This is a genomic window from Streptomyces sp. NPDC035033 (genome assembly GCF_040636735.1).
GTDB lineage: Bacteria > Actinomycetota > Actinomycetes > Streptomycetales > Streptomycetaceae > Streptomyces.
This window is the reverse complement of sequence record NZ_JBEZUZ010000020.1, coordinates 42,404-65,403: the sequence shown is the minus strand read 5'-3', so window position 1 is coordinate 65,403 and position 23,000 is coordinate 42,404. Positions and strand designations below refer to the sequence as shown.

The following is a 23,000-nucleotide window of genomic DNA, read 5'->3' as shown; positions in this document are numbered from 1 at the left end:
CCGCCCCCGCAGCCGGTCGCGTCATGGGGGCCAGCCGGAACCGTCGGGTGCCAACGGGACAAGTACCCCCCGGCGCTGCAACGACCTGATGTGCTCCGCGGCACGCTCGGGCGCGGTCCCGCCGGTGACCAGCACACCGGCTTCGATGTTTCGCCTCACCCCGGACTCTGTGAGGTTGGCACTGCCCACCAACAGAGTCCGCCGGTCGGCGACCGCAAGTTTGGCGTGCTGTCGGGCGCCCCGCTCCTTTCGCGCCTCGGCGGCCCAGTGCCACAGCCGTATTCCCGGTACGGAACGGAACGCGGCGGCCGGCTCCGGTCCGTCGAGCAGACCGCCCGCGCCCGTGCGTGTCTCGACCACCACGTGCGCCTCCACCCCCCGGGCGACGGCGTCGGTCAGCGCCGTGGTCAGCGGGGCGTACGGACGGGCCGAGTAGGTCATGGCGAGCAGCTCCCGTCGAGCGCCGGTCACCAGTTCCACCAGGACACGGGCGGTGGAGCGCACCGGCACGCCCGGGGTGGCGGGGCCGCTCCACACCGTCCGTACCTCCGTCGCGTCCTGTGCGGATCGCGACCCGGCTGCGAAGCCGCGCAGATAGGCGGCTGCTTCCGGCAGCGGCACCCGGTCCTGCTCAGCGGCGCGGAACAAGGAGTGCAGGGCCTCGCTGAAAGCGGCCTGGGGAAGAGCGAGCAACGCGTGCTCCATGCCCCGGCCGCGTGCGAGCAGCCCGGCCAGATCCTTGGTTCGGACCTGGCCGAGCAGCAAGGCGGCCTGCTCGGCCGCGCGTTCGAAGGCGAGCCGGCTCACGGTAGCAGGGTGGCCGGAGTGAGCACTTCGTCGGCGTCGTCGTTGAGGGGGACGAGGAAACGTCGATCGAGGTACCGGTTACCGCGCTCGCAGGTCGTCTCGGAGACGAACAGACAGGCGTGGCACGCGGCGCCATGCAGATAGTCGGCCGGCGTGCGGGGCAGCCGCTCGGAGCACAGAGGGTCCGAGGAACAGCGTCCGGCATCTTTGAGCGCCCGTCGCACGATCCGGTCGAAGTGGGGGGACTCGGCCAGCGACACGAGGCCGCCCAGCGTTCCCTCGGAGTCCGGTACAGCGGTGTACAGCAGGATTCCCGCCCGAGGCTCTCCCTCGTCACCTGCGTAGATGCGTTCGGCCAGACTGGCTGAGCTGTATCCGCACTCCAGGGCGATGGTGCGGATCAGGGCATGCGACAGAGTGTGCAGGGCGAGGTAGCGCTCGCCCGGCCAGCCTGCCATGGAGTCGAACTCGGCACTCGCGGTGAGCCGGCCCGAGCGGCGGTTCTCCCGGAACCGCTGGTACGCCTCCCGGTGTGCCGCCATGATCTCGGACTTCGCCATCCGTTCGACCCACGGCCCCAACACGTCCTCACGCACCCGCAGGAAGATGCCCTCGCCGCGAACCTCGCTGGCGGGCACCCAGTTCAGCGGGGCCCGCCAAAGCCGCACCGGTCGGGCGATCTGCGGGTTGTCGGGGTCGGGGGCGTCGAGACGGGTGAAGCCGATCTGTGCCCGGACCTCACGGAGCCGCTGGACCTGCCGGACAGCGGCGAACAGCTCGCCGGTCGGTCCGGTGACGTCGGTCTCCTCTATGGTGAAGTCGTCGGACGGTGTGGGCAGCCGGTCGCCCGCCAGGACTTCCCACTCGGGGCCGAGAAGGTCGGGAGCACCCGAGTCCGCGGAGTCCTTCTCGCTGTCGCCGGAGAGTCGGGCCTTGACGGCGGCCACGAACGCGTCCCGGTCGTACTCCTTGAGGAAGCTGTACATCGGCGCCTGGGAGAAGGCGTCGAAGAGCTCCGGCGTGGCGATCTGCTGGACGTCCGCCCAGCGTGCGTCCAGTACCTTGTCCAGGCCCGCGTCAGGTGCCGGCGGCAGTGCGAGGGTGCTCATGGTCAGCGGGAACCACTGATTGGACGCGCCCGCGACCATCAGCACCGCGTCCTCGTCACACCCGTCGGAGTCGAAGGAAGCCAGATGCGGATGCCGACCCCGGCAGCGCGGTAGTTCGCGGGCGCCGCGCTCACCCATCGCGTCACGGATGTTGCGCTTTTCCTGGCAAGCCGCGCACTGCAAGGACACATTGGCAGCGACGTTGCCACCGTGATCGTTCATTCTCAGCAGCGGTCGCGGGCTCTTGGCGCACTGCTGGCCGCGGTGTACGAAGTGCGCGTACGGGAACTCGTCCAGGTGTCCGTTGACACAGGCCAGGGTGAAGCGCGCGGTGACCGCGAGCGGGGCACGTCCGCGCGTCACACACTGGACGTGCACGAACTGGGCCTCGTGCGGGGCGCGCGGATTGTTGTTGCGCAGCTCGAACGCCTCGCTGTCGATGGGAGCGAGGAGGTTGCAGCGGGTGCAGCGCATCCACTGGGGAAACGGTGTCACCGGCACCCCGGTGCCCTGAACGTGCCATCCCTTGGCATCGGTGTCACTGCCGGCCTGCCACGGGGCGGTCCGCAGCTCGGTCACCTGCTGGTTGCCGAACAGTTGGAGTCGCCGGTTGACAGCGGTGCGCAGCCGGGGCTCGTCGAGGATGTACTCGGCGCCGCCCAGGCCGGCGTGGCTCCAGGCTTCCAACCCCTTGACGAGCACCGAGAAGTTGGGCAGGTCGACCAACGAGCCGATGCCGGCCGTGTACATCAGATGGCTGGGCCGGGCCGTACCAACCCGTCGGTAGTAATTCGTGCTCATCGTCGTCCCCGTTCCTTCGCCGGCGTCCCCTCGGCCCGTCCGAACTCATCGGCATCGACGGGCTCGCCCGCCCCGTCACCACCCGTGCCCCCGCCGTCACCAGGTCGGAAGGTCCATTCGGGCCCCCCGTAGGTGGGCTGATCCACGAGGTTCCCGCCGGCCGGGAGCAGCAGGTTGATCTCGTTCTCCGTCTCGCGCATCGACATGGGGACGGTCAGGACGTCCCACTTCGAGCCGTCGGCGCGGTGGATCAGGCCGTGGACGTTCGTGTCCTTGGCCTTGGCTGTCCGATAGCCGAGGATGCCGCCCTTCAGGCGTTCCTCCGCCCAAGCGTCTTTGAGGGTGTCGATGCGCTCCTTCAGATATCCGCGTGCCTTGGTGCCGCCGACCCGCTCCGCCCGTTCGAGGAGCCGGGCATCCACCCGCGAAGCGGCCGGTCCGAACAGATCGACGTCATGGGCGTCCGTGTTGCGGGAGGTGTCCGCCTCGGCCTGGCGGAGCGCCGCGAGATACGTTGCGGCGGTGCCACGGTCGAGTGCTCGCCGCGAGTACGGAGTGACGGACAGCGCCTCCACCTGCCGATAGAAGGTGGCGTGATAGTGCCCGAAGTCCTCGAAGTGGGCGAGGTCGCGCGGCCGGGACCAGTTGTAGAGAGTCACCACCAGACCGGGGCGCTTGCGGTCCCGGCCGACCCGCGAGGACGCCTGGATGTACTCAGCGGTGTTCTTCGGCTGTCCGACCACCAGCATCAGCCCGAACCGGGAGACGTCCACACCGACCTGGAGCATCGACGTGGCGAGAACGGTGTCGACCGCGTGACTGAAGGCATGCTCCACAGGGACTCGGGGACTGCGCTTCTCCTTGGCCGCCGCCACGAACTCCGCCTGCAGGGCTTCTCGCCGCGTGGTGGTGTCCAGCTCCGGGTCGAAGGGCGTTTCCAGCTTCTTCAGTGCCTGGCCGATGTCGGACGACGAGATGCGCGAAGTGAGCTCCAGGACCGACAGCATTCGGGTGCGAACAGGCAGCCGGTTGGCCAGCTTCTGCACCCCGCGCCGTGTGCCTCCGGTACGGATCCGGGTGGTGATGTCGTCGTCCATGTACCGCCGCATACCAGCGAGTTCACGGGTGGCGTTGAAGTATCCGACGAGCGTCATGTACGGGTCGGCGGGCGCACCGTAGTCGTCGAACTGCTGCTGGGCGGCCAGCAGCAGGATCTCCGCGACCCGGATCTCGGCTGCCTTGAGTCGCGTGCCGTGGGCACAGATGCCGAGGTACCGGCGGCCCGGCTGCTCGCGGGAGGCCTCCACACGCAGTGAGAAGAAGGTGTCGCCGATGTCGAGGACCTGAGGGGGGAAGACCGTCACCCGTCGTCCGAAGACCCCGAGGACCTGCTCCGCGGCACGCTTGGTGGTCGCGGTGGAAGCGACGATCTTGGGTCCGACCTCGTGCGCGGTGCCGTCCGGAGCGGTGTACGTCCAGGTGCAGAGCTGGTCGACGGCCGATTCGAAGAGGCCGACGGTGGTGCCGAGGGAACCGGAGATCAGGTGCAGCTCGTCCTGAATGATCAGGTCCGGCGGCCGCAGTCGGCCGACGGGCTGAGACACGGTGGCGGGGAGCTCGCCCTTCTTGTTGTGGCGGCCACCGCAGCCGGTCTTCTCGTCGAGATCGGCATGCCGGTACCCGTGACGCGGGCACCAGTCGGACACCCGGCCGAACAGGGAACCCGCGTACCCGTTCCAGGGCAGCTGGGCGAACTTGTCGACCGTGGCGATGACCATGGCCGGCGCCAGCCGGTAGATCTCCTCGTCCACAGTGAGGACGGGGATGCCCTCGTCACCCTTCTTCCGGTACGAGAAGGGGCACCGGTCCTCGCCCTCGGACCGGCCGCAGAACAGGAGTACCCGGCGCCTCTCCTCGTCGGCCTTCATGTTCTTGCCTGCGGTGAGACCCTGCCCGCACCAGGGGCAGGTGAGGACCTGGATGACCCGGGCGTGCTTGTCACTCGCGGACTCCCTGGCACCGGCGATCTGGTCCCGCGCCTCCTCGAACCAGTTCGGAGACACACCGGTACCCACCCACAGGCCGATCCGGAACGGCGTCTCGCCCCAGCGGGCGTCCCGCTCGACCTCCTCCCGGCGCAGTACCTCACAGGCGGTCATCAGGGCGGCCGCCCGCTGGAACTGCTGGGCGGTGAGCAGACGCAGTGTGTACCGCATGAGGACGGAGACACCGCCGCTGCCGTCCCGCCCATCGGTTCCGGTGCCGACGACCCCCTGGAGGCGGCGCAGTGCGAACGTGAAGGCGGTGAGGCCCAGGTATGCCTCGGTCTTGCCGCCACCGGTCGGGAAGAACAGCAGGTCGACGAGGGACTCGCGGCTGGTGGACCGGTGCGGATGGTCGGGCCTGCTGAGCGAGGCCAGGTTCAGCAGCACGAACGCCAGCTGGAACGGACGCCAGCTCGCTCCTTCCTTGCCCTGGCCGTGTACCTTTGCGTACGCCTCGCGATAGGAGGCGTCCTCGGTCTCCCGTCCCGTACGGGCGGCGGCGATGTCCGAGTTGCGGCGCTGAAGCGCCATCGCCCGGTTGGCGAAACGGAACGCGGCGAGGGCGTCATCGTCGGTCTCCAGGGTCGCGACACCGAAGGCGATCCGATGACAGACGTCCTGAGCCTCGTCCACTGCCGCCTCGGCGGCCCGCCGTAGATCCTCGGGGAGCGATCGGGCCTTGGCCCGCTGCTCGGCAAGCCACTCGTGGTAGCCGTCGGCCAGTGGGGCGAGCGCCGCGCTCAGCTCGGCACGCCGGGCGGGCACGGCCAGCGCCGCCAGTTCGTCCATCCCGAGTTCGAGGCCTGACAGCAGTGGCTGCTCGCGGTCGGTGGGCGCAGTGGTCGCACGCACGTCGTAGGTGGGAAGCCAGGTGGTGCGAAGCCGATGGGCATGACGCTCACCGGCGCGGACGTCGGCATGCACGGCGACATTGCGTCCCAGGGCGTGGCGCAGCTCGTCACGGTAGAGGAGACGCAGCCGCCGCTCCTCGGCCTCGTCCTCATAGGGGTCGGCGGAGCGGGGGTCGAGCGGGTCGTCGATGGGCTGGAAGACCGCGGCCTTCCCATCGGGGAAGGCAACCACCTCCAGGCTCGTCTGGAACAACCACTGGCTGTCGCGCTCCCGCCCGACGCCCTCCGGTTGGCGATTGACCAGTGCCACCTCCACGACGCGCAGGTCTTCGCCGCTGGTTCCGGAGTCGCGCTCCCGTACCTGTACGTCGAGATGAACACCCGAGTCCTTGTCCCCGTCGAGGACGAGGGTGCGTCCGCCGGTCACCGTGACGTCGATGTCTTCGGGCCGCTCGATCGGCTCCCGGCCCCAGACGCGGGCGATCCGCCCGTTCTCCCCCACCTGCTCGGTGAGGCTGTACTTGCCCCAGCGGGCCGTGACCCCGAGCAGGCCGACCGACACCGGAACGACGAACGACAGCCCCATCGAGGACGCCCAGATCCGGCCGGCGGCCTGAGGGGTGAGCCGCTCGGACAGCCCCCCGCTCTCCTCTTGCCCCTCATCGCCGCTCTCCTCGCTGTCCGCGCTCTGCGCGGCTGCCCGTGCGATCTTCTCGCGGGTCTCGGAGGAGTCGGGACGCGGCCCGAGCATGCCGACCAGGTACCGGTCACGAGGGCCGGCCGAGTGCGGCGGCAGTTCCTCACTGTCTCCGTCCCACGGGCCGAGCAGGTCTTGGGAGATGTATTTCTCCAGGCCGTCGCGCACGTCGTAGGAGTCGCCGTTCTTGAACGTCTGGGGCACGTTGTCGATCGGGTGGGGGGTGTCGCCCGCGGCGGAGGACTGCGTCGCCATCAAGGGCCTTTCTGCGAGGGTGCGAAGGGTGCGGTGAAGGGTGGGAGGAGGGCATCCCGCCGAGATCGAGGCTACCGGCGGGGTCTGACAAGAGGACTCAGAAGAGGGCGTCCGGAAGCGGGAACAGCGCGCTGTCCACGGACTCGGCAGGCGCCGGGGGACGTTGCGGCTTTTCCTTCTGCTTCTTGTTCTTGGGGGTGGCGTGGGGGCCGATGAAGTCCTCGAGGTGCCGGCGGAGCCGTTCCGGGCTCCGGCCGGTGAGCCGGTCCAGCTCGGCGACGGCCTTGCGGCGCATCAGCGTGGCGAGTTCGTCCTGTACGGGGAGGCCCACCAGGCGCAGCACCTTCCATCCGCCGCGTCCTTGCGCAAGAAACGCCAACCTGGTCCGACCGGTACGGGACAGGGTAAGCAGATGGCACATGGACAGCGGGTCGTTCTCGTCGTACTGGAAACGCATCGCGAGGGTGCGCTCATAGGGATGCCCAGCAGGGAACCGCACGATGAGATCGTTGACGCTCTCGGCATCGAGGCATCCCATCCGCACCGCCCCGTCACTCTTGAACTCCAAGGCGGCCGCCGACATCAATCCACTCTCCACCGCGAAGATCCACCAGGGTTGCGAGGCCGCGTCCATGGCTGCCCCGAAGGGCGAGCTGGTGAGGGCGTCGGCAGCCAGAGCCATCCACCGGGGTGCCGGCACGTCGGGGCGCTCGTGAGGCGCGAGTCCGGCGAAGTCCACTTCGCCGAACACCGGGGTGTCCGGGGCTCCGACGGCCGGGACGCACATCACTTCTGCGAACGCATCGAGGTAGGCATCGGCCTTCTGGGCCTCCTCACCGCCCAGGTCGAGGAGGGCACGTTCCAGAGGGGTGAGGCCGGGAGCGAATGTCTTGTTCACCCAGTCCGAGTACAGCTCGGCAACCCGGTGGATATCGGTGAGCGCAGCCTTGAGGTCCCGCTCCTCGGGCGAGAGCCCGACGCTTCCCAGCCCGTCCGCGTTGAGCCGCGCCACCTCTCCGATCCCGGCTGCGAGACAGCGCATGCGGTGGACGTGGTCCAGGTGGGGGGCGCGCGCGAGAGCATCACCGCGCTCGGACGCCATCTGCTCGATCTCCTCCTCAAGGCCGTCGAACCCGGTGAGAAGAGCCCGACCCAACCGGGCGTGGTTCGGGTCCGTCACGTTGGCGTCGAGCGCCTCGAAGAAACCACACCAGTTGTGGGTCTCTTCGGACCCGGAGAGGTTGCGCCGCCAGATCTGGTCGGTGTCGATCGACCACCGCTCGCGCAGCTCGGCATGGACCCGCGACCATCCCGTGACCGCCGCCCGCCGCTCAGCCCAGAAAGCGAGCAGCCCTTCACCGAGCGGCACCCGCCACCAGGCGTGCAGCAGGGAGATCGTCGGCTGTCGCAAAGCACCCCACAGCTCCAGCACGGCTGCGAACGGTCGCTCGCCCTGGTACGCCATTCCTCCGGAGAGCCGCTCCAGGAAGTCGGCGGCGGTCCCGGGGGCCTGACCTTGAGTATCCATCTGCGCGAGCTGGGCGAGCGCGGTGGCCGCGACCAGGCGTTTCGGTCCGAGGTCGTCGGGGATCATCGTCGCGATCTCGGGAGAGAGCAGGTCGAGAACCTCGGCCACGCTCCCGTACGTCGTCATGAACCAACTGGCCCTCGACGCCTCGAACTGGTCCATTGCTGCCCCCTGTGGTCGATTCTGTTTCTGTCGTACAGCTCGATGCTCGGCCACCTACACCCTGTTGCGGGACTTCCGTCGTCGCGCCCCCGCGTTGAGGGCGATGCGAGGAGGAAGCGGTGGCCTCGGCGTTGTTTGCATGGCGAAGGCGCGTTCGCGTTCACGCTGGATCCACCGCCTGAGTGCCGGTGAGGTGGGCGAGAGCCTCGAAGCGCCCTGGACCCCGAGCTTCCTGAGGACGTCTGGGAAGCAGCTCAGAGGCCCATCGTTCTCGGTGAGCAAAGCGGTGAGCACGGGCGTGTTGGCCCAGAGCGGTGAGTCGACCTGGGCGAGGAAGTCGACGAGACTCGTTCCAGAGAGTTCCCTGTAGGGACGCCCCAGGCCGGCAGCGACATTCCGCCATGCGATCGTTTCCTGCTCAGCAGCGGCGCGGCGAAGCAGTCGGCGGGTTCGAGAGATGGCGTCCATGCGAGGCAGCATGTAGGAGGATGTCGTGGGCGCCTCGGCTTGACGGACGGAAGGGGTGGCAGCGGGCTGACCTCGCCGCTTGTTGGGACGTGCTTCGCGAGGATCTCGGATCGCCTTGATCTTGGGAGATTCCGAACTCTGCTGACGGGACTTGGGAAGTACCGGGGCGACGGTTCTTGGAGCGATGCGGGCGAGGCCCGTCCGGTCGGCCTCGTTGGCGTTGAGGCGGACGTAGCGGTCGAGACGGACGGCCCAGGTGCCGGACTCGGTGACGAGGAGGCGTGCGTGCTCGGGCGAGCGGTAGACATGCCCCGAGAGCGCGATCTCGATATCGTCGGGCAGGGAGAGCACCGCCCGGATGATGGGGCTGGCGACCGGCTTCACATCGGCCATGACGAGACGGCGCCCGGGTTCGCCGAAGCGGAACGAGTCAGGGACCGGGGCCTCCGGAGCGAAGGCGAAGACGAAGCCGGACTGGAGCGGAAAGCCGGCAGCGCGGAGCGCGGGCGGGGCTTTACGGATCTTCTCGACGGCAGGCGTCCACAGGCCCTCAGGCCGAAGTTCGCAAGCGTCGAGTGGTGTCCAGGCGCTCACGGCGGGCTCGTCGCGGTAGTGGGCACCGACCGACACGCGGCGCTCGCCGCCATGGGTGTCCAGACGGAACCGGAGCGTGTAGCTGTGGCGGTCGAGGAGGTTCTTCGTCAGAGGGCCGTCGGAGCCGAAGAACCAGTCGACCGAGTCGATCTCCTCGCCCGGTGCGGGCGTGGAATCCCGCCAACTCCCGTAGTCGAGCGGGGAGAACTGGAAGCGGAGACGACGGCGCGCTCCGGGAATGCGGACCTCCACCACATCGCCGGGCCCTGTGCCCAAGTCGCGAGTCTCGACAGTGCCGCGCATCTTGTGACGGTCCATGAGGCGGCGTATGCCGCGCTTGACGAAGAGGTGGTCCGCGCTGGACTCGCCGAGGGCGGTACGGGTGCAGGTCGGACCGCCCTCGACGTGGGCGAAGTGGCAGACCCTGTCGCCGTACAACTTGTCGGTCAGCTTCCAGCCGCAACCGCCGAGTTGGATACCGCAGTAGTAGGTGTACGAGGGGTGCAGGGAGCGCCAGCGGCTTAGCTCGTGGGCATCCATCGGAAGAATCACCGGATGGTCCGAGCCGGGCGAGCCGACCACCGCCGTCTGGACGAGACGGTGGTCGGCAGAGGACATCGTGGACAAGGAGACCTCTTGCAGGATGGAGTGGGCCGGGAGCCGAACCCGTTCAGAAGATCATGCCGTCCGACCGTTCGATGCTGCCGTCCTCGAAGTTGAGGGGTTCGGCGGAGCGGTTACGCCCTTCGGCCTTCTTGCGGATCGCCTCTTGGGAGGGCGAAGGCATGTCCGGGTGGCTCTTCGGCTTCTTGTGGAGACCGAGGTAGACCTCGTCGGCATACGCCTGATGGTTGAGCTGGCGAAGCCGGTCGATGATCTCGGTTCGGGCGAGCAGGCCGATGGTGTAGCGGGGGCCCTGGTCGGTGTCGTGGAACCCGTGATCGAGGGGCACGCGGACGTGGGTGGGATCGGTGGGTTCGGTCGCGCCCGACTCGTCCAGGAGGTCCAGCCAGCCGTAGGCCTCGACGGTGGCCTGATCGATCTCCACGTGGATGCGGCGGAGTTCGACGATGTCGGCGTCCTGGCAGGCGGCGGAGTGGACCAGGTTGTAGGTGTCGGTGAGGCCGATGTTGCGGCGCAGCATAAGGTCGCGACGGTAGGAGTCGAGGCGGGTGCCGGCGGTACGGAGGCGCTCGGTGAGTGGGGGGCGGACGAGGGTTTCGAAGACGTCGGTGGGGGTGTAGCGGAGGTCGCCCTTCATGGTGGAGGCACGGTCGATGGCCCACCAATAGTGGAGGGTGCTACTGAGAAGTGCGAATAGGGCAAAGTCGGTAGAGGCGAACACTCCGAGCGCGTGACTGAAAACCTGCCCCGTCGGGACCATGGCCGGCATCACGGACTTGCTGACGAGGGCGATGACGATGCACCGGTCAAGGCCGACGATGGCTTCTTGAAGATCCATTGCCGGGCGGGTGAAACGCCACCAGATCTCACGACGCGACTTGTCGTTGTTCTGCGCACGCTCTGGCTTTACATCCCTAACGGCCTTTTCGTAGGCCTTGGGATACTCCGCTGCCTTCTCACGTGGCCATGTTTGGAAGTTGATGACCCATCGATCCGTGGAGTGTCCCACGTTCTGATTAATGTCTTGCCCGTTGAGGTATGGAAACAACACCTCCGCATACCGCTCGTCCTCTGCGATCCAGGCGCGGGCTTCGTCCTCGGGGAGCGTGAATCCCAGGCCAAGGATGTTAGAGCCCTGAAATGCGACAGCAGAGTTCAAAGTCAGGGACTCGCCCCACGACGCCTGTCGGGTTGCGGGGGTGAGGGACGTAGAGATCCCAGCGGAAACGGCCTGTCCGCCGAGTACGGCGACGGCGTCGCCGCCCAGTGCGGCGCAGCTGGTCCACACTGCGCAATATTCAAGTTGGGCGGAGCGGGATGGCCACGGGGCGCTCTTCACTGCCCTGCGAATGACGACCCCCGCCCGCTCCAACTGGTCGAGGCCCACCTCGCGGCTGTCGCCCTGCGCAAGGGTATTGGTGGCGACGAAACCAGTCTGGCCTCCGCTGTTGAGCATTTCGTGCGCGCGCAGCTCGAAGTATGCGACCAGGTCGGCGCTGCCGCGGCGCCCCTTCGCTGGGTACTCGACGAGGTATTCGCGGTATGCCTCGCCCATGGCTCCCGTCAGCTTCTGCCCGCCCAGAAACGGTGGGTTCCCGACGATCGCGTCAAAGCCTCCCCGCTCCGTGAACACCTCAGGAAACACCAGCGGCCAGTGCAACGGCGTCCGCTCCAGCCCGTCGTCCGGCAGTTCCGCCGCCAGCCAGTCCCGGGCCGTCTCCCGCGCCACCTGCACTGTTTCCGCGTTGTCGGCTACCCCGTCCGCAACGACCGCCGCCGCGAGCTGCGCCGCGTAGGGGAACAGGTCACGCAACCGTTCGGCGTCCTCGCCGGCGTCGCGCTCGTACCAGGGCATCCGCCCCGACGCGCACGTCCCCAGCCCCGCGCCCACCAACAAGTCACCGACCAGCCGCAGCCGTTCCGCGTGCTGGTTGACCTCGGCGAGCCGTTCCCGCTTCCTGCGCAGCGCCTCCAGGTCGACGCCCTTGATGGCCGTGATGGCGAGGCGCTCGCGCGTCAGCGCGTCGACGCGGGCCCGGGCGTCCGCCGCCCAGACGTCGTCCTGGCGCTTCGGCTTGAGGTGGAGGCCCGCGATCTGCTCCATGCTGGAGATGCCCAGCAGCGAGTCGCCGGCCACCAGCCGGTCATCCAGGAAGGTGAAGGGACGCTTCGGGTCCATGGAGACCAGCCATAGCGACAGCTTGGCCATCTCCACGGCCATCGGATTGATGTCCGCCCCGTACAGACAGTGCTCGATGATCTCCCGACGGGCCTCGGTGACCACCGGGTCCGACTCGGCGTCGGCTGCCGTCACCGCCTCCACCGCGCGCCCTTCCCGGAAAGCGACCGCCCGCTCGTCGCCCTCCCGTGCCCAGGCCTCGACGAGCCGGTCTCCCAGGTAGCGGCAAGCGGCGACGAGGAACGCGGCCGAGCCCATCGCGATGTCGGCGACCTTCAGCTCCAGGATTTCCTCAGCCGACTTCGGCTCCCACTTCGACTCGTCCGCCGTCTGAAGGGGCCCAACCCTGTACACCAACGGCTCCAGAGCGTGCCGGACCACGTCCTCGGCGAGGAAACGAGGGGTGTAGTGAGTCCCGGTGTTCTTGCGGAGCGCCGACTCGGTGACGAAGAGCGCGCCGGAGTGGATGACCACCGGCAGCCCCCGCAGGTCCCGGCGGATGATGCGGAAGAAGGGCATCAGGCGCTCGGTCAGTGCGGCGTCGCGCGTCACCGCCTGGAGGAGTCGACGTGCCTCCGCCTGCTCCTCGACATCCTTGAAGGGACCCAGCGCCTTCGCCAGGGCCGACTCCGAGGCCGGCGGCTTCGGCTCCTTCCACTGCTCGCGGATCTTCTTCGCCAGGGCCTTCGGCTCGCGCGTCTGCGCGGCCAGTGCCTCCAGTTCCCGCAGCGGTACCTCGTGCTCGCTGCCGGCCGGGCCGATGAGGCCGACCATCGGTTCGACGGCGCGCTCACCCCCGTACGAGAGCAGACCCTCGTACACGTAACCGATCTGCTCGACGTCCAGCGCGCGGAACGACAGCGTGCGGACCTCGCGGTCCTTTCCGGAGCCGACGTGGACCTCCTGCACCGACTGCAGCATGTGCAGGACGGTGCGGTCGTCGATCGGCAGCAGGGGAGAGCGGGACTCCAGCCACGGATAGGTGCGCGGGTCGAAGATCGAGCCGTCGTAGGCGGGCAGGCGCAGCTGGGGGTGGTCCACGCCGCCGTGCACGGCGTGGAAGAGGGCGATGAGGCGGTGCCAGGCGGAGGTGGTGTGCTCCAGGGAGTCCTCGCCGTCCGCGTCCGCGCGCTGCTTGAGTTCGTCGCGCAGGAAGCGGGCCGAGTAGGACTGGGCGTACACCGGGTTGTCGGAGGGGAGCAGGCCGCGCTCCTCGGCGTAGAAGAGGAAGACGATCCGCATCATCACCGCGACTGCGCCGCGGTACACGTCCCGCGCTGCCACCCCCTCGGCCCGGAGGCCGGGCGCGCCCTTCTCCACGGCGCGTACGTCCGCACGCCCTATCGCGTCCACCAGCAGCTCCACGGCCTGCCGCACCTGGACGCCGAGCGCGTCGGTGACGTCGTCACCGGCGGCGAGGCTCTTCTTCAGCAGGCCGACCAGGGTCTCCGGCTCGTCGAACGAGAAGAACCGGCGGCGCGAGAGGAGGGAGCGGAACGCCCGGACGACGTCCCGCTCGGCAGCCTCGCCCCAGCCGATCGCGTCGAACACGGCGGTCGTGGTCACGCCGCCGATCGGTGCCCACACCAGGCACCACCAGCGACCGTCGGTGGCCAGACCCAGCGGTACGTCATGATGCCGGCAGAGGCGGGCGAGGCGATCGGCAGGAGTGGCGGCCCAGTCGTCGTGCGGCACCCGTGCGTTCGGCGCCGTGCCCGTCGGCAGGACCAGACCGAGGAGACGGACCCGCTTGGCGGCGGAGTCGGCGTCCGGCTCGCCGGCCAGTGGGGCGCCCGGCTCGGAGAGGGCGAAATCCGGGCGGACGGCGGTGTCGTGCTCCGGGACGGGCAGGGCGAGGGAGTCGAGGACGAGGTCGCCGGCAGCACCGTCGCCGCGCCGCAGGGTCAGCGCGTCGCCCCACTCCAGCAGGGAACGCAGTACGTACCCGACCCACTCGTCACGGCCGGCGGTGGTGTCGTCCTGCCAGTCGGCATGGCGGGCCCTGAGCTTGGGGCGCTCCTCCTTCTCCAGGGGATCCAGCTGGGGCCAGGCCTCCAGGAGCACCGGCATGGTGAGGAAGGGACCGGAGACCTCGGTGAGGTCCAGCCACCGTTGGTGCTGTCCGCGGCCGTCGCGTGCCTTGGCCAGGGCGATGGCCATGCCCCTGGAGGCGGTGCGGGAGGTACGGCGGGCACTCATCGGCGGGCTTCCTTTGCGGGGATCACGAAGACGACGGCAGCAGGGAAGAGGTGGGCGCGCGGCTCGTGGTAGCGGTCGGCGATCCGGGCGATTTCGCGCTCGCGCTCGGCAGGCAGGTTCTCCAGACGCTGCTGCCAGCGCTCGCGGTCCTGCTGGTACTGGCGCTGTTCGGCGGCGCTGATCTCTCGGGAGCCGAAGAGGGCGATCTGTTCGCCCTGGTCGTCACCCTCCTCCTTGAGCTTGGTGCGCAGACCGGCCTCGAACCGGTCCAGAGTGGCGGTGATCCGCTTCTCGTCCTCGGCGCGGCGCTCGGCGAGGCGGTCCTTCAGCGAGTCCCCACGCTCGCGGGCACGGGCGGTCAAGGAGTCGTACAGCGGCCGTTCCAACCGCGACCAGGTGTCGGCGAGCTCGGGTCCGAGGAAGGAGGACGCGTCGGTGCCGGAGTCCAGGGCAGCGGCCAGGACTTCGCCCTGGGCGTTCACCGACTCCCAGCGGCGGAAACGGCCGGTGTCGCCGAACCAGCCGCCGGCCCACAGCACTTCCTCGTGCAGACGGGTGCCGTCTGCGCCGACCAGGACGTAGCGAGCGTAGGCGGAGACCATGGTGGTCTGCACCCGGGGGTCGTCGCTGACGACGGCGGCGGCCCGGTTGAGGCCCACGGCGTCCGCGTTCCACACGGCGGCGGTCAAAAGCCGGGTGGACAGTGCCACCAGAGGGTGCCGCAGGTGGGCGAGCACCACGTCGTCGCGGCCCTGGGCGGCGACCAGCGGGTCGAAGGTGATCGGGCGGTGTTCGCCGGGACGCAGCTTGTGGGCCAGACCCCGGGTGGCGCGCTCCCAGGTGCCCGAAAGGGGCGGCACCTCCCACAGCGGCTGGTCGAAGTTCTCGGTGAAGTGCTGGACGAGAGGGAGCTGGTGGCTGAGGTCGAGCGCGGCGTCCACCACCCGCTTGATGTTGCCGGGGGAGAGGCCGAGCACGTCCCGGGTCTTGTCGTACTGCTCGGCGAGACGCTCGGACTGCCCGGTGACGTTCTGCTCGGGAGCGATGGTGCCGCCGGTGCGGCGACCGGGGATCGCCCGGGCCTTGGCGTTCTCGATGTCGACGGGGGAGTGGTCGCCGCTCATCCGGCGCTGCACCGCGTCGGCGAGGACGGCGTTGACCTCACCGAGGTCCTTCTCGGTCTTGGCGATCTTCTGGGCGACCCGGGAGAGGAACTCCAGGTCGGCCTCGTAGGAGCCGGCTGAGGCGCGTTCCCAGCCCGAGCCGATGAAGTGGGTGATCTCCACATCGCGCTTCTGGCCCCACCGGTCCACGCGGCCGATGCGCTGTTCCAGCTTGTTCGGGTTGAAGGGGATGTCGTAGTTGACCAGGCGGTGACAGTGCTTCTGGAGGTCGATGCCTTCGCCGGCGGCGTCGGTGGCGATCAGAATGCGCACCCGGCCCTCTTCGGTGGCCGGGTCGGCCTGGAAGGCGAGGCGGACCTCTTCGCGCTCCTCGGCGTTCATGCCGCCGTGCAACTGGGAGACCCGGCCACCGTCGGTGAGTCCCTGCTGGCGCAGCAGATCCACCAGCCAGCGCTGGGTGTCGCGGTACTCGGTGAAGACGACGACGCGTTCGTTGGTCCAGAACCGCCCGTCCGGGATGCAGACCGCCTTGAGCATGACGATCAGCTCGTCGGCCTTCGAGTCCGGGGAGGCCTCGTGGGTGACGGCCCAGTTCTCCATGGAGCGCAGGAGTTCCAGCTCTTGGCTGTCCTCCTCCGGCGTGAGGCTGGTGGACCGGGTCAGCGCGTCGTCCTCGACGCCCAGCAGCTCCTCGTCGTCGAGGTCGGCGACCAGGTCGTGCAGCTCCTCCAGCCACTCCGGGACGTTCTCCGCAGCGGTGCGAGCGCGTCCTCCGGTCTCCTCCAGATGGGAGAGGTAGATCCGTACGGTGTGCAGGAAGGCGACCGGGGAGGAGAAGAGACGCTTCTTGAGCAGCAGAGTCACCAGGTCTGCCGCGCGTCGGCCACCGCGCGCCTTCGGTGCCATCCGGCGCTTGCGCAGGTCGGCGAAGGACGAGAGCAGGCCGTGGACCTCCCGTTCCACCTCCGTGTAGTCCACGGGGATCTCGCGGGTGTGCCGCACGGGGAAGCGGGGACTGCCGTCCGGGTTGCGGATCTGTGACTTCAGACGACGGACCACCGTCTCCTTGCGGGCCTCGTCGTCGGGGTCGACACCGCGCATGAATCGCTGGTCGTCGATGAGCTCCAGGAGCGCGGTGTAGGACTCGGAGTAGCCGTTGTGCGGCGTCGCGGAGAGGAACAGACGGTGCTCGAAGTGAGGGACGAGGCGGCGGATCAGCTTGGTCTGCTGGGAGTCGACCGCGTAGACCTGCTTGGGCGCGGCCGGGGCGACGTGATGCGCCTCGTCGAGCACGAGGAGGTCGAAGAAGCGCTGGCCGTCGGACTCCTGCGGGGCCTTCTCCCCGGTGGGCAGCACCTCGTCGAGCAGGCGCTGGGCCTTGGGACCGCGCAGCCAGGGCAGCGAGACGATGGTCAGCGGGTGCACCCGGAACGGGTTGGCGGCCGAACCGTGGGTGCGACGCAGACGGGCACAGGCCGCGGCGTCGACGATGGTGAAGTCGAGGCCGAACTTCTCGGCCATCTCGTCGCGCCACTTCAGAGTCAGCCCCGCCGGGCAGACGATCATCGCGCGCTGGGCACGGCCGCGCAGCAGCAGTTCCTGCACGACCAGGCCGGCTTCGATGGTCTTGCCGAGGCCGACGTCGTCGGCGAGGAGAAGGTTCACACGAGGGGCGCGTACCGCTCGGGCGACCGGCTCCAGCTGGTACGGCTCGACGGCGACGCCGGACCGGAAGGGCGCCTGGAGGGTGCGTACATCGGCGGAGGCGACAGCGGACCAACGCACCGCGTCCAGGAACGCCGCCAGCCGGCCGGGGGCGTCGAAACGGCCGGTGGAGACGTCGGGAAGGGAGCCTCGGTCGAGGATCCGGCGGCCCGGTTCCACCTCCCATATCACTGAAAGGGTGTCGCCGAAGCGGCCGTCGGCGACCGACTCCAGGTGGACCAGGGTGGCGGCACGGGCGGAGAGTGCGGTGGGGGCCTCGACGGCGGTGCCGTCCTGCCGGTCTTCCCGGAGCTCACGGCGGACTGACGGATCGACCCGGGCGACCACCCAGTTTTGACCGCGTACCTCCACCAGTTCGCCCTCGTTCGGGAGCCGCTCGGATACCGAGACGGCCCCGGGGTCGGTCGGCCCGCCGGTGCGCACCATCAATGTTCCGCCTTGTCGTCGTTCGGGTTCGGTGGGGCGTACGTGTCATCTGCGGCGAGGCGCGAGAACCGCTGCCGACAGCGTACGCATTTCGGGCGTACGCATCCGCCAGGTCGCCGAGAACAGCGCCACTCCACATGTTATCTGTGAACTTAGTTCACCGGCAATGAGTGGGTTGCCTCCGGGGGTTCATGCCGTGCCCAGCACTCGGTCCAGGCGCCTCAGCAAGCCGATGACGCGCGTGTGCCTCTCGTCGTCGTCGGCCAGGACCGCCGCCTGTCGGTCGCGAAGGTCCGCAAGCAGCTCACGTGCCGCCCGAGTCTGCCCCATGGCGGCTCTCAGCTCCGCGATACGGAAACGGGTGTCGAGCGGTTCCCGGCCCGTCGTGCCGAAGACGTGCTCCTGGACCGACAGCAGCGCGTCGAAATCGGCAAGGGCCTCCGCCGACTTGCCGAGCATGGCCAGGCACGCGGCGACACCGGCGCGGCAGGCCAGGACGTCCCGGTCGGCCTTCGGGCGGCCGCGCCGAAGCTCGGCGCCGAGCCGATGGAAAGCCGCGTAGGCGTCGGAGAACCGTTCTCCGTCGAAAAGGTCCTGGCAGTGCCGCAGCCGGTCCGACACCGAGACGGCCTCGCCCACCGGTCCGGCCAGACGCGGGGGAGCGGACGGGGAATGCCGCTGCTGCGGGTCGAGCAGGCCGGCCGGAGCGGGAATCCGGGCCGTCCTCGGTGACGCGGGCGCGCCGGGCTCGGTGCGCGGCAGGAATGCCGGAGCCCGGACGCCGGGGGCGGTGACGGTGGGGGCGACCGCCGTCCCAGGGACGGGTGCGGGCACAGGCGCGGGCGCCTCGACGAGCGTGGGGGCGGGCGCGGGAGCGGGCGCGTGGGCCGTGGCGGCACACCGGCGCGCCAGGGCGCGCACCTCGGCGGTGGACGGCCGGTTCTCCGGTTCCTTCAGAAGGAGGCGGGCCACCAGGGCGACCAGCTCTCCGGGGAGGTCGCTGCGGCTCTCCGCCACGGACGGCGCAGGTTCCCGTACATGCAGGGACATCAGGGACCAGGGGCTCTCGGCGGTGAAGGGCGGCTTGCCGGTGAGCACCTCGTAAAGCAGGCAGCCGAGCGCGTACAGATCGCTGCGCGGAGTGGCCTGTGCGCCCTGGATCTGTTCGGGAGAGATGAACCCTGGGGTGCCGGGCATGCCGCCCGTCCCGGTGATCCGCGGGTCGCTCGCACCGGGCCGGACGGCGGCGGCGATCCCGAAGTCCATCACCTTCACCCGGCCGTCCTCGGTGAGCATCACATTGGACGGCTTCAGATCCCGGTGCACGACATCGCGGTGGTGGGCGTGGACCAGCGCGTCGGCGATCTGAACGGTGATGTCGGCGGCCTCGGCGGCGGAGAAGCCGCGCCCCTCCTTGAGCAGGCGGTGCAGGTCCTTGCCCCGCACCAGCTCCATCACCAGGTACGGCCCCGGGGCGTGCGGGCCGCCGTCGGTTCCCCAGTCGTGGACAGCGGGCACCGAAGGGTGTGCGATCCGAGCCGTCAGCTTGGCCTCGCGGGCGAAGCGCTGCATGGCCTCGTCGTCTCCCGACAACCCGGTCAGCAGCAACCGCTTCACCGCGACATCCCGGTCCAGCAGCAGATCCCGGGCACGCCACACAGCGCCCATGCCGCCCTGTCCGAGCATGTCCCCCAGGCGATACCGCCCGTCGATCGCTTCCCCCACCACTGCTCCACTCGCCGATGCCCCGGGCCACCCCGTTCATGCCGGTGGCCGCATTGTCGCCTGCTCGTACCCGCGCTGTCACACTGAGTCGCGAGCCCGGACGGGTGGCTGCTCCCACGGGTTCACAGAGGGAACGGTGCCTGCGGCAGCGCATAGGGGCGGCGTGGATCCTCCGCCTCGTCGAACCACCCCTCCCCCCTTCCCGGCACGGGACGTGGAAGCCACGGCATCAGCAGCCGGTACACCTCGGCGGCCGACGCCGGCCGCTTCTCCCGATCCTTGGCCAGCAGCCCCGACACCAGCTCCTGTACTTCCTGCGGAACCGTGACATCGAGAGGGGCGAGGGGCGGGGGCGGCAGCTCCGTATGTCCTTCGAAAACGGCCATCGGCACCTTCGAGGGGAACGGTGGGGCCCCGGCCAGCATGGTGTGGAGCAGACAGCCGACGGCATACAAATCGCTGCGGCCGTCCAGATCGCGGGAGCCGAGGAGCATCTCCGGCGACGCGAACCACAGGTTGCCCAGGCACTCGCCCGTCGCGGTCAACCGCGGACCGGCCTCGGACAGCACCTTCACCAGGCCGAAATCGAGCACCTTGACCACCCCGTCCCGGCGAACCATCACGTTCTCCGGCTTCAGGTCGCGGTGCACGAACCCTCGGCTGTGGAGCGCTGCGAGCGCCGTACACACCTGCGCCGCCACCGCCGTCGCGGTGGGTAGATCGAACCGCCCGCCGTCCTGCTCGGCGAGGAGGTCCGCCAGGGTGGCGCCGTCCACCAGCTGCATCACCAGCCAGTGCAGTGGGGACCCGCTCCCGTCGCCGACGTCGGTACCGGCGTCGTACACCGTCGTGATGTTGACGGCGTCCAGGCCTGCGGCGGCCTCGGCTTCGCGTTCGAACCGGCTGACCTGCTCCGGGGTGAAGCCATGGCCGGGCAGGCCGGGGAGGGCCAACTTCACCGCCACCGGCCGCTTCAGCCGCAGATCGAGTCCACGCCACACCTGCCCCATGGAGCCCGAATCCAGTGGCTGCACGAGTTCGTAGCGGGCTCCCAGCCGCAACCCGCTCTCGATTCGGCGCACCTGTTCGCTCCTCTCCGAGGGCCAGTACAGTGATCGAGATTATCCGAGAGGGAGTGGCTGGGAAGCGGAGCGGGGGCCGGAGCACGGTGGCACAGCTGGGGATGCATCGAGACTTCCTCCTGGAGTTCGTCACGTTGGACAAACAGGTCCAGAAGCGAGTCTCGGAAGTCTTCGAGAAGTTCGCGGCGGCCACCCATGCCGGACTCCACCTGGAGAAGCTGACCAACCAGCGCGACCCCAGCATCCGCACCATCCGCATCACCGACTTCTGGCGCGGTGTCGTCCTCAAGCCCGAGAAGGGCGACACCTACCTGCTTCTGAAGGTGTTGCCACACGACAAGGCCAACGACTGGGCGGCACACCATCGTTCCTCGGTCAACGATGCCAGTCAGGGCATCGAGATCCGCAACGACGTGGCTCTGGAGCGCGTGACCGCAGAACTCCGCACGCTCGCGGGGCGGGAGCCCGCCCGGCTCTTCCCGGTCGAGGAGTACCCGGACAAGGTGCTGCGCTCACTCGGCGTGGAGAAGGAGATCATCCCCATCGTCCGGCTCATCCCGGACGAGGATCATCTGGAGGCCTTGAGCCGCATCCTGCCCGAGCAGCAGTACGACGTGCTCTTCGGTCTGGCCAGCGGGATGACCCCGGAGCAGGTCGACAGCGAGGTGGTACAGGCCCACGCCGCGGCCGCGGCCTGCGAAGAGGCCGAGGCCCTCGTCGGCGAGAAAGACGCCTTCGGCACGGCGATGCGTCACGCCCGCGGACGCATCGCCCTCGTCTCAGGACCTGACGAACTGCGCGACATCCTGGAACGTCCCTTCGACGCCTGGCGGGTCTTCCTCCATCCCAGCCAGTACCGCATCGCTTACCAGGAGACCTACCGCGGCTCCGTCAGGGTCACCGGAGGGCCGGGCACTGGTAAGACGGTGGTCGCCCTGCACCGCGCCCTCCAACTGGCCCGGAGACTGCCGCAGGACGCCCCCGACGGCGCTGTCCTCCTCACCACCTACACCCGTGCTCTCGCCGCCGATCTCGAACGCAGCCTTGGGCTCCTCGTTTCCGATCCCCGGCTCCGCGCGAAGATCACTGTCGCCAACATCGACTCCCTGGCGTACGACCTGGTCCGTGCTCACCGTGGCGGCCGGCCGCTGAAGATCCTCACCGACCAGAAGGAGATCACCGCCCGCTGGGCCCGCATTGCGGGCCGCCTCGGACTGACCCAGCCGGACGTCTTCTTCGACCAGGAATGGCGCCACATCGTGCTGGCCCAGGACATCCGCACTCCCGAGGCCTACCTCAAAGCGTCTCGGCAGGGACGCGGCACCGCGCTGCCTCCCACCAGACGACTCCAGGTGTGGCGAGCCGTGGACGCCTTCGAGCAGCAGCTGCGCCAGGCCGGTGAATGGACCTTCCTGCAGATCTGTGCGGAGGCGCACCGTCTCCTTGCTTCCCATGGCAGTGCCGCGCCGTACCGCCACGTCGTCGTCGACGAAGCACAGGATCTGCACCCTGCTCAGTGGCGCTTCCTGCGTGCTCTGGTGCCCGAGGGCAACGACGACCTGTTCATTGCGGGCGATTCCCACCAGCGGATCTACGGAAACCGTGTCTCCCTGCGTTCCCTCGGTATCAACGTCACCGGCCGCTCCCACCGCTTGCGCATCAACTACCGCACCACCCACGAAATCCTGCGCTGGTCCACCGCCCTGGCGGATCCTCCCGCCAGGCCTTCGGCCGCCGAGGACGCTGCGGACGAGGAGACCCTCACCGGCTACCGCTCCGCCCTCCACGGCAGGCGCCCCACTTTGGAGATCCACAGCACGAAACCGGCCGAGATAGAAGCGGCCGTCGCCAGGATCCGGGACTGGATCGATTCGGGAGTCGCGCCGCAGGACATAGCTGTCGCCGTGCGCTTCATACAGCTCGGCCGTGATGCCGAAGCCGCTCTGCGGCGTGCCGGCGTGCCGGCTGCTGTCATGGACCGGGCCGACGACGAACCCGGGGTCCGCATCTTCACTATGCATCGTATGAAGGGCCTCGAGTTCCGCTGTGTCGCGGTCCTGGGTGTCGCCGAAGGCATCGTGCCGATGCGTGCCGCGATCACTCCCGCAGAGGTGGACCCCCTTCAGTACCGGGAAGACCTGGCCTCGGAGCTGAGCCTCCTCTTCGTGGCCTGCACTCGAGCGCGAGAAGAACTCCATGTCTCGTGCCACGGATTGCCCAGCCGATTCCTTGAAAGAGTCGATCACCCCTGAGCTGTGCAAGATGCTTCCCGTATCGGGTCGAGATGAGGAGTCCATGGTCGTCGGCGGTGCATCGGCGGCTGGCCGTCGTGTCTGCGGGGGACCATGCCCGGGGATCGGGGGGAGTGGCTTGCGCGACGCCGGGCTCGTGGGGATCAGTCGGGGGCCGCGCGGTGTGCGCCATGGTGCACGACGGACCTTTGTGTGCACCATGTGCGTCCGGATTGATCCCTCTATATCTGGAAAATATTTCCAACCCTCACTCCTGGGGGCAAGGGGTCGCAGGTTCAAATCCTGTCGTCCCGACTTTGCGAAGTCGCGGGTCGAGGGGCCGTTTCAGAGGAATCTGAAACGGCCCC

At 69.0% G+C, this 23,000-nt stretch carries 10 protein-coding genes; 1 reads left to right on the top strand and 9 read right to left on the bottom strand.

The genetic code is table 11. The features are described from left to right. Positions 1-21: 21 nt before the first annotated feature. From drmC to AB0E83_RS11450, 9 genes are all read right to left on the bottom strand, one after another. Positions 22-807 carry a DISARM system phospholipase D-like protein DrmC gene (gene drmC / locus AB0E83_RS11490; protein WP_362109074.1) on the bottom strand — a complete coding sequence of 262 codons (786 nt, stop codon included), beginning with the start codon at positions 805-807 and terminating at the stop codon, positions 22-24. Further along, positions 804-2,717, bottom strand: a complete 1,914-nt coding sequence (locus AB0E83_RS11485; RefSeq protein WP_362109072.1) for a DUF1998 domain-containing protein — start codon at positions 2,715-2,717, stop codon at positions 804-806. Before AB0E83_RS11485 ends, drmC begins: the two co-directional genes overlap by 4 nt. Beyond that, a complete protein-coding gene (gene drmA / locus AB0E83_RS11480; protein WP_362109070.1) occupies positions 2,714-6,565 on the bottom strand; it encodes a DISARM system helicase DrmA in 3,852 nt (1,283 codons plus the stop codon). Before drmA ends, AB0E83_RS11485 begins: the two co-directional genes overlap by 4 nt. A gap of 97 nt (positions 6,566-6,662) precedes the next feature. After that, positions 6,663-8,255, bottom strand: a complete 1,593-nt coding sequence (locus AB0E83_RS11475) for a hypothetical protein (protein ID WP_362109068.1) — start codon at positions 8,253-8,255, stop codon at positions 6,663-6,665. A gap of 54 nt (positions 8,256-8,309) precedes the next feature. After that, positions 8,310-9,944 carry a hypothetical protein gene (locus AB0E83_RS11470; protein WP_362109067.1) on the bottom strand — a complete coding sequence of 545 codons (1,635 nt, stop codon included), beginning with the start codon at positions 9,942-9,944 and terminating at the stop codon, positions 8,310-8,312. A 43-nt stretch (positions 9,945-9,987) separates the two neighbouring features. Next, positions 9,988-14,280, bottom strand: coding sequence for a DNA methyltransferase (locus tag AB0E83_RS11465; protein ID WP_362109066.1), 4,293 nt, complete (start codon positions 14,278-14,280; stop codon positions 9,988-9,990). A gap of 35 nt (positions 14,281-14,315) precedes the next feature. Further along, positions 14,316-17,594 (bottom strand): DISARM system SNF2-like helicase DrmD, encoded by a 3,279-nt coding sequence (gene drmD, locus AB0E83_RS11460; RefSeq protein ID WP_362109064.1) that lies wholly within the window; start codon positions 17,592-17,594, stop codon positions 14,316-14,318. 189 nt (positions 17,595-17,783) lie between these two features. Beyond that, complete coding sequence (locus tag AB0E83_RS11455; RefSeq protein WP_362109062.1) at positions 17,784-19,319, bottom strand: serine/threonine-protein kinase; 1,536 nt, start codon at positions 19,317-19,319, stop codon at positions 17,784-17,786. A 122-nt stretch (positions 19,320-19,441) separates the two neighbouring features. After that, positions 19,442-20,401 carry a serine/threonine-protein kinase gene (locus tag AB0E83_RS11450; RefSeq protein ID WP_362109060.1) on the bottom strand — a complete coding sequence of 320 codons (960 nt, stop codon included), beginning with the start codon at positions 20,399-20,401 and terminating at the stop codon, positions 19,442-19,444. Positions 20,402-20,487: 86 nt separating this feature from the next. Here AB0E83_RS11450 and AB0E83_RS11445 point away from each other — a divergent pair, with 86 nt between their 5' ends. Continuing rightward, positions 20,488-22,653: a UvrD-helicase domain-containing protein gene (locus AB0E83_RS11445; protein WP_362109058.1), complete on the top strand. Its 2,166-nt coding sequence runs from the start codon at positions 20,488-20,490 to the stop codon at positions 22,651-22,653. The last annotated feature ends 347 nt before the right edge of the window (positions 22,654-23,000 follow it).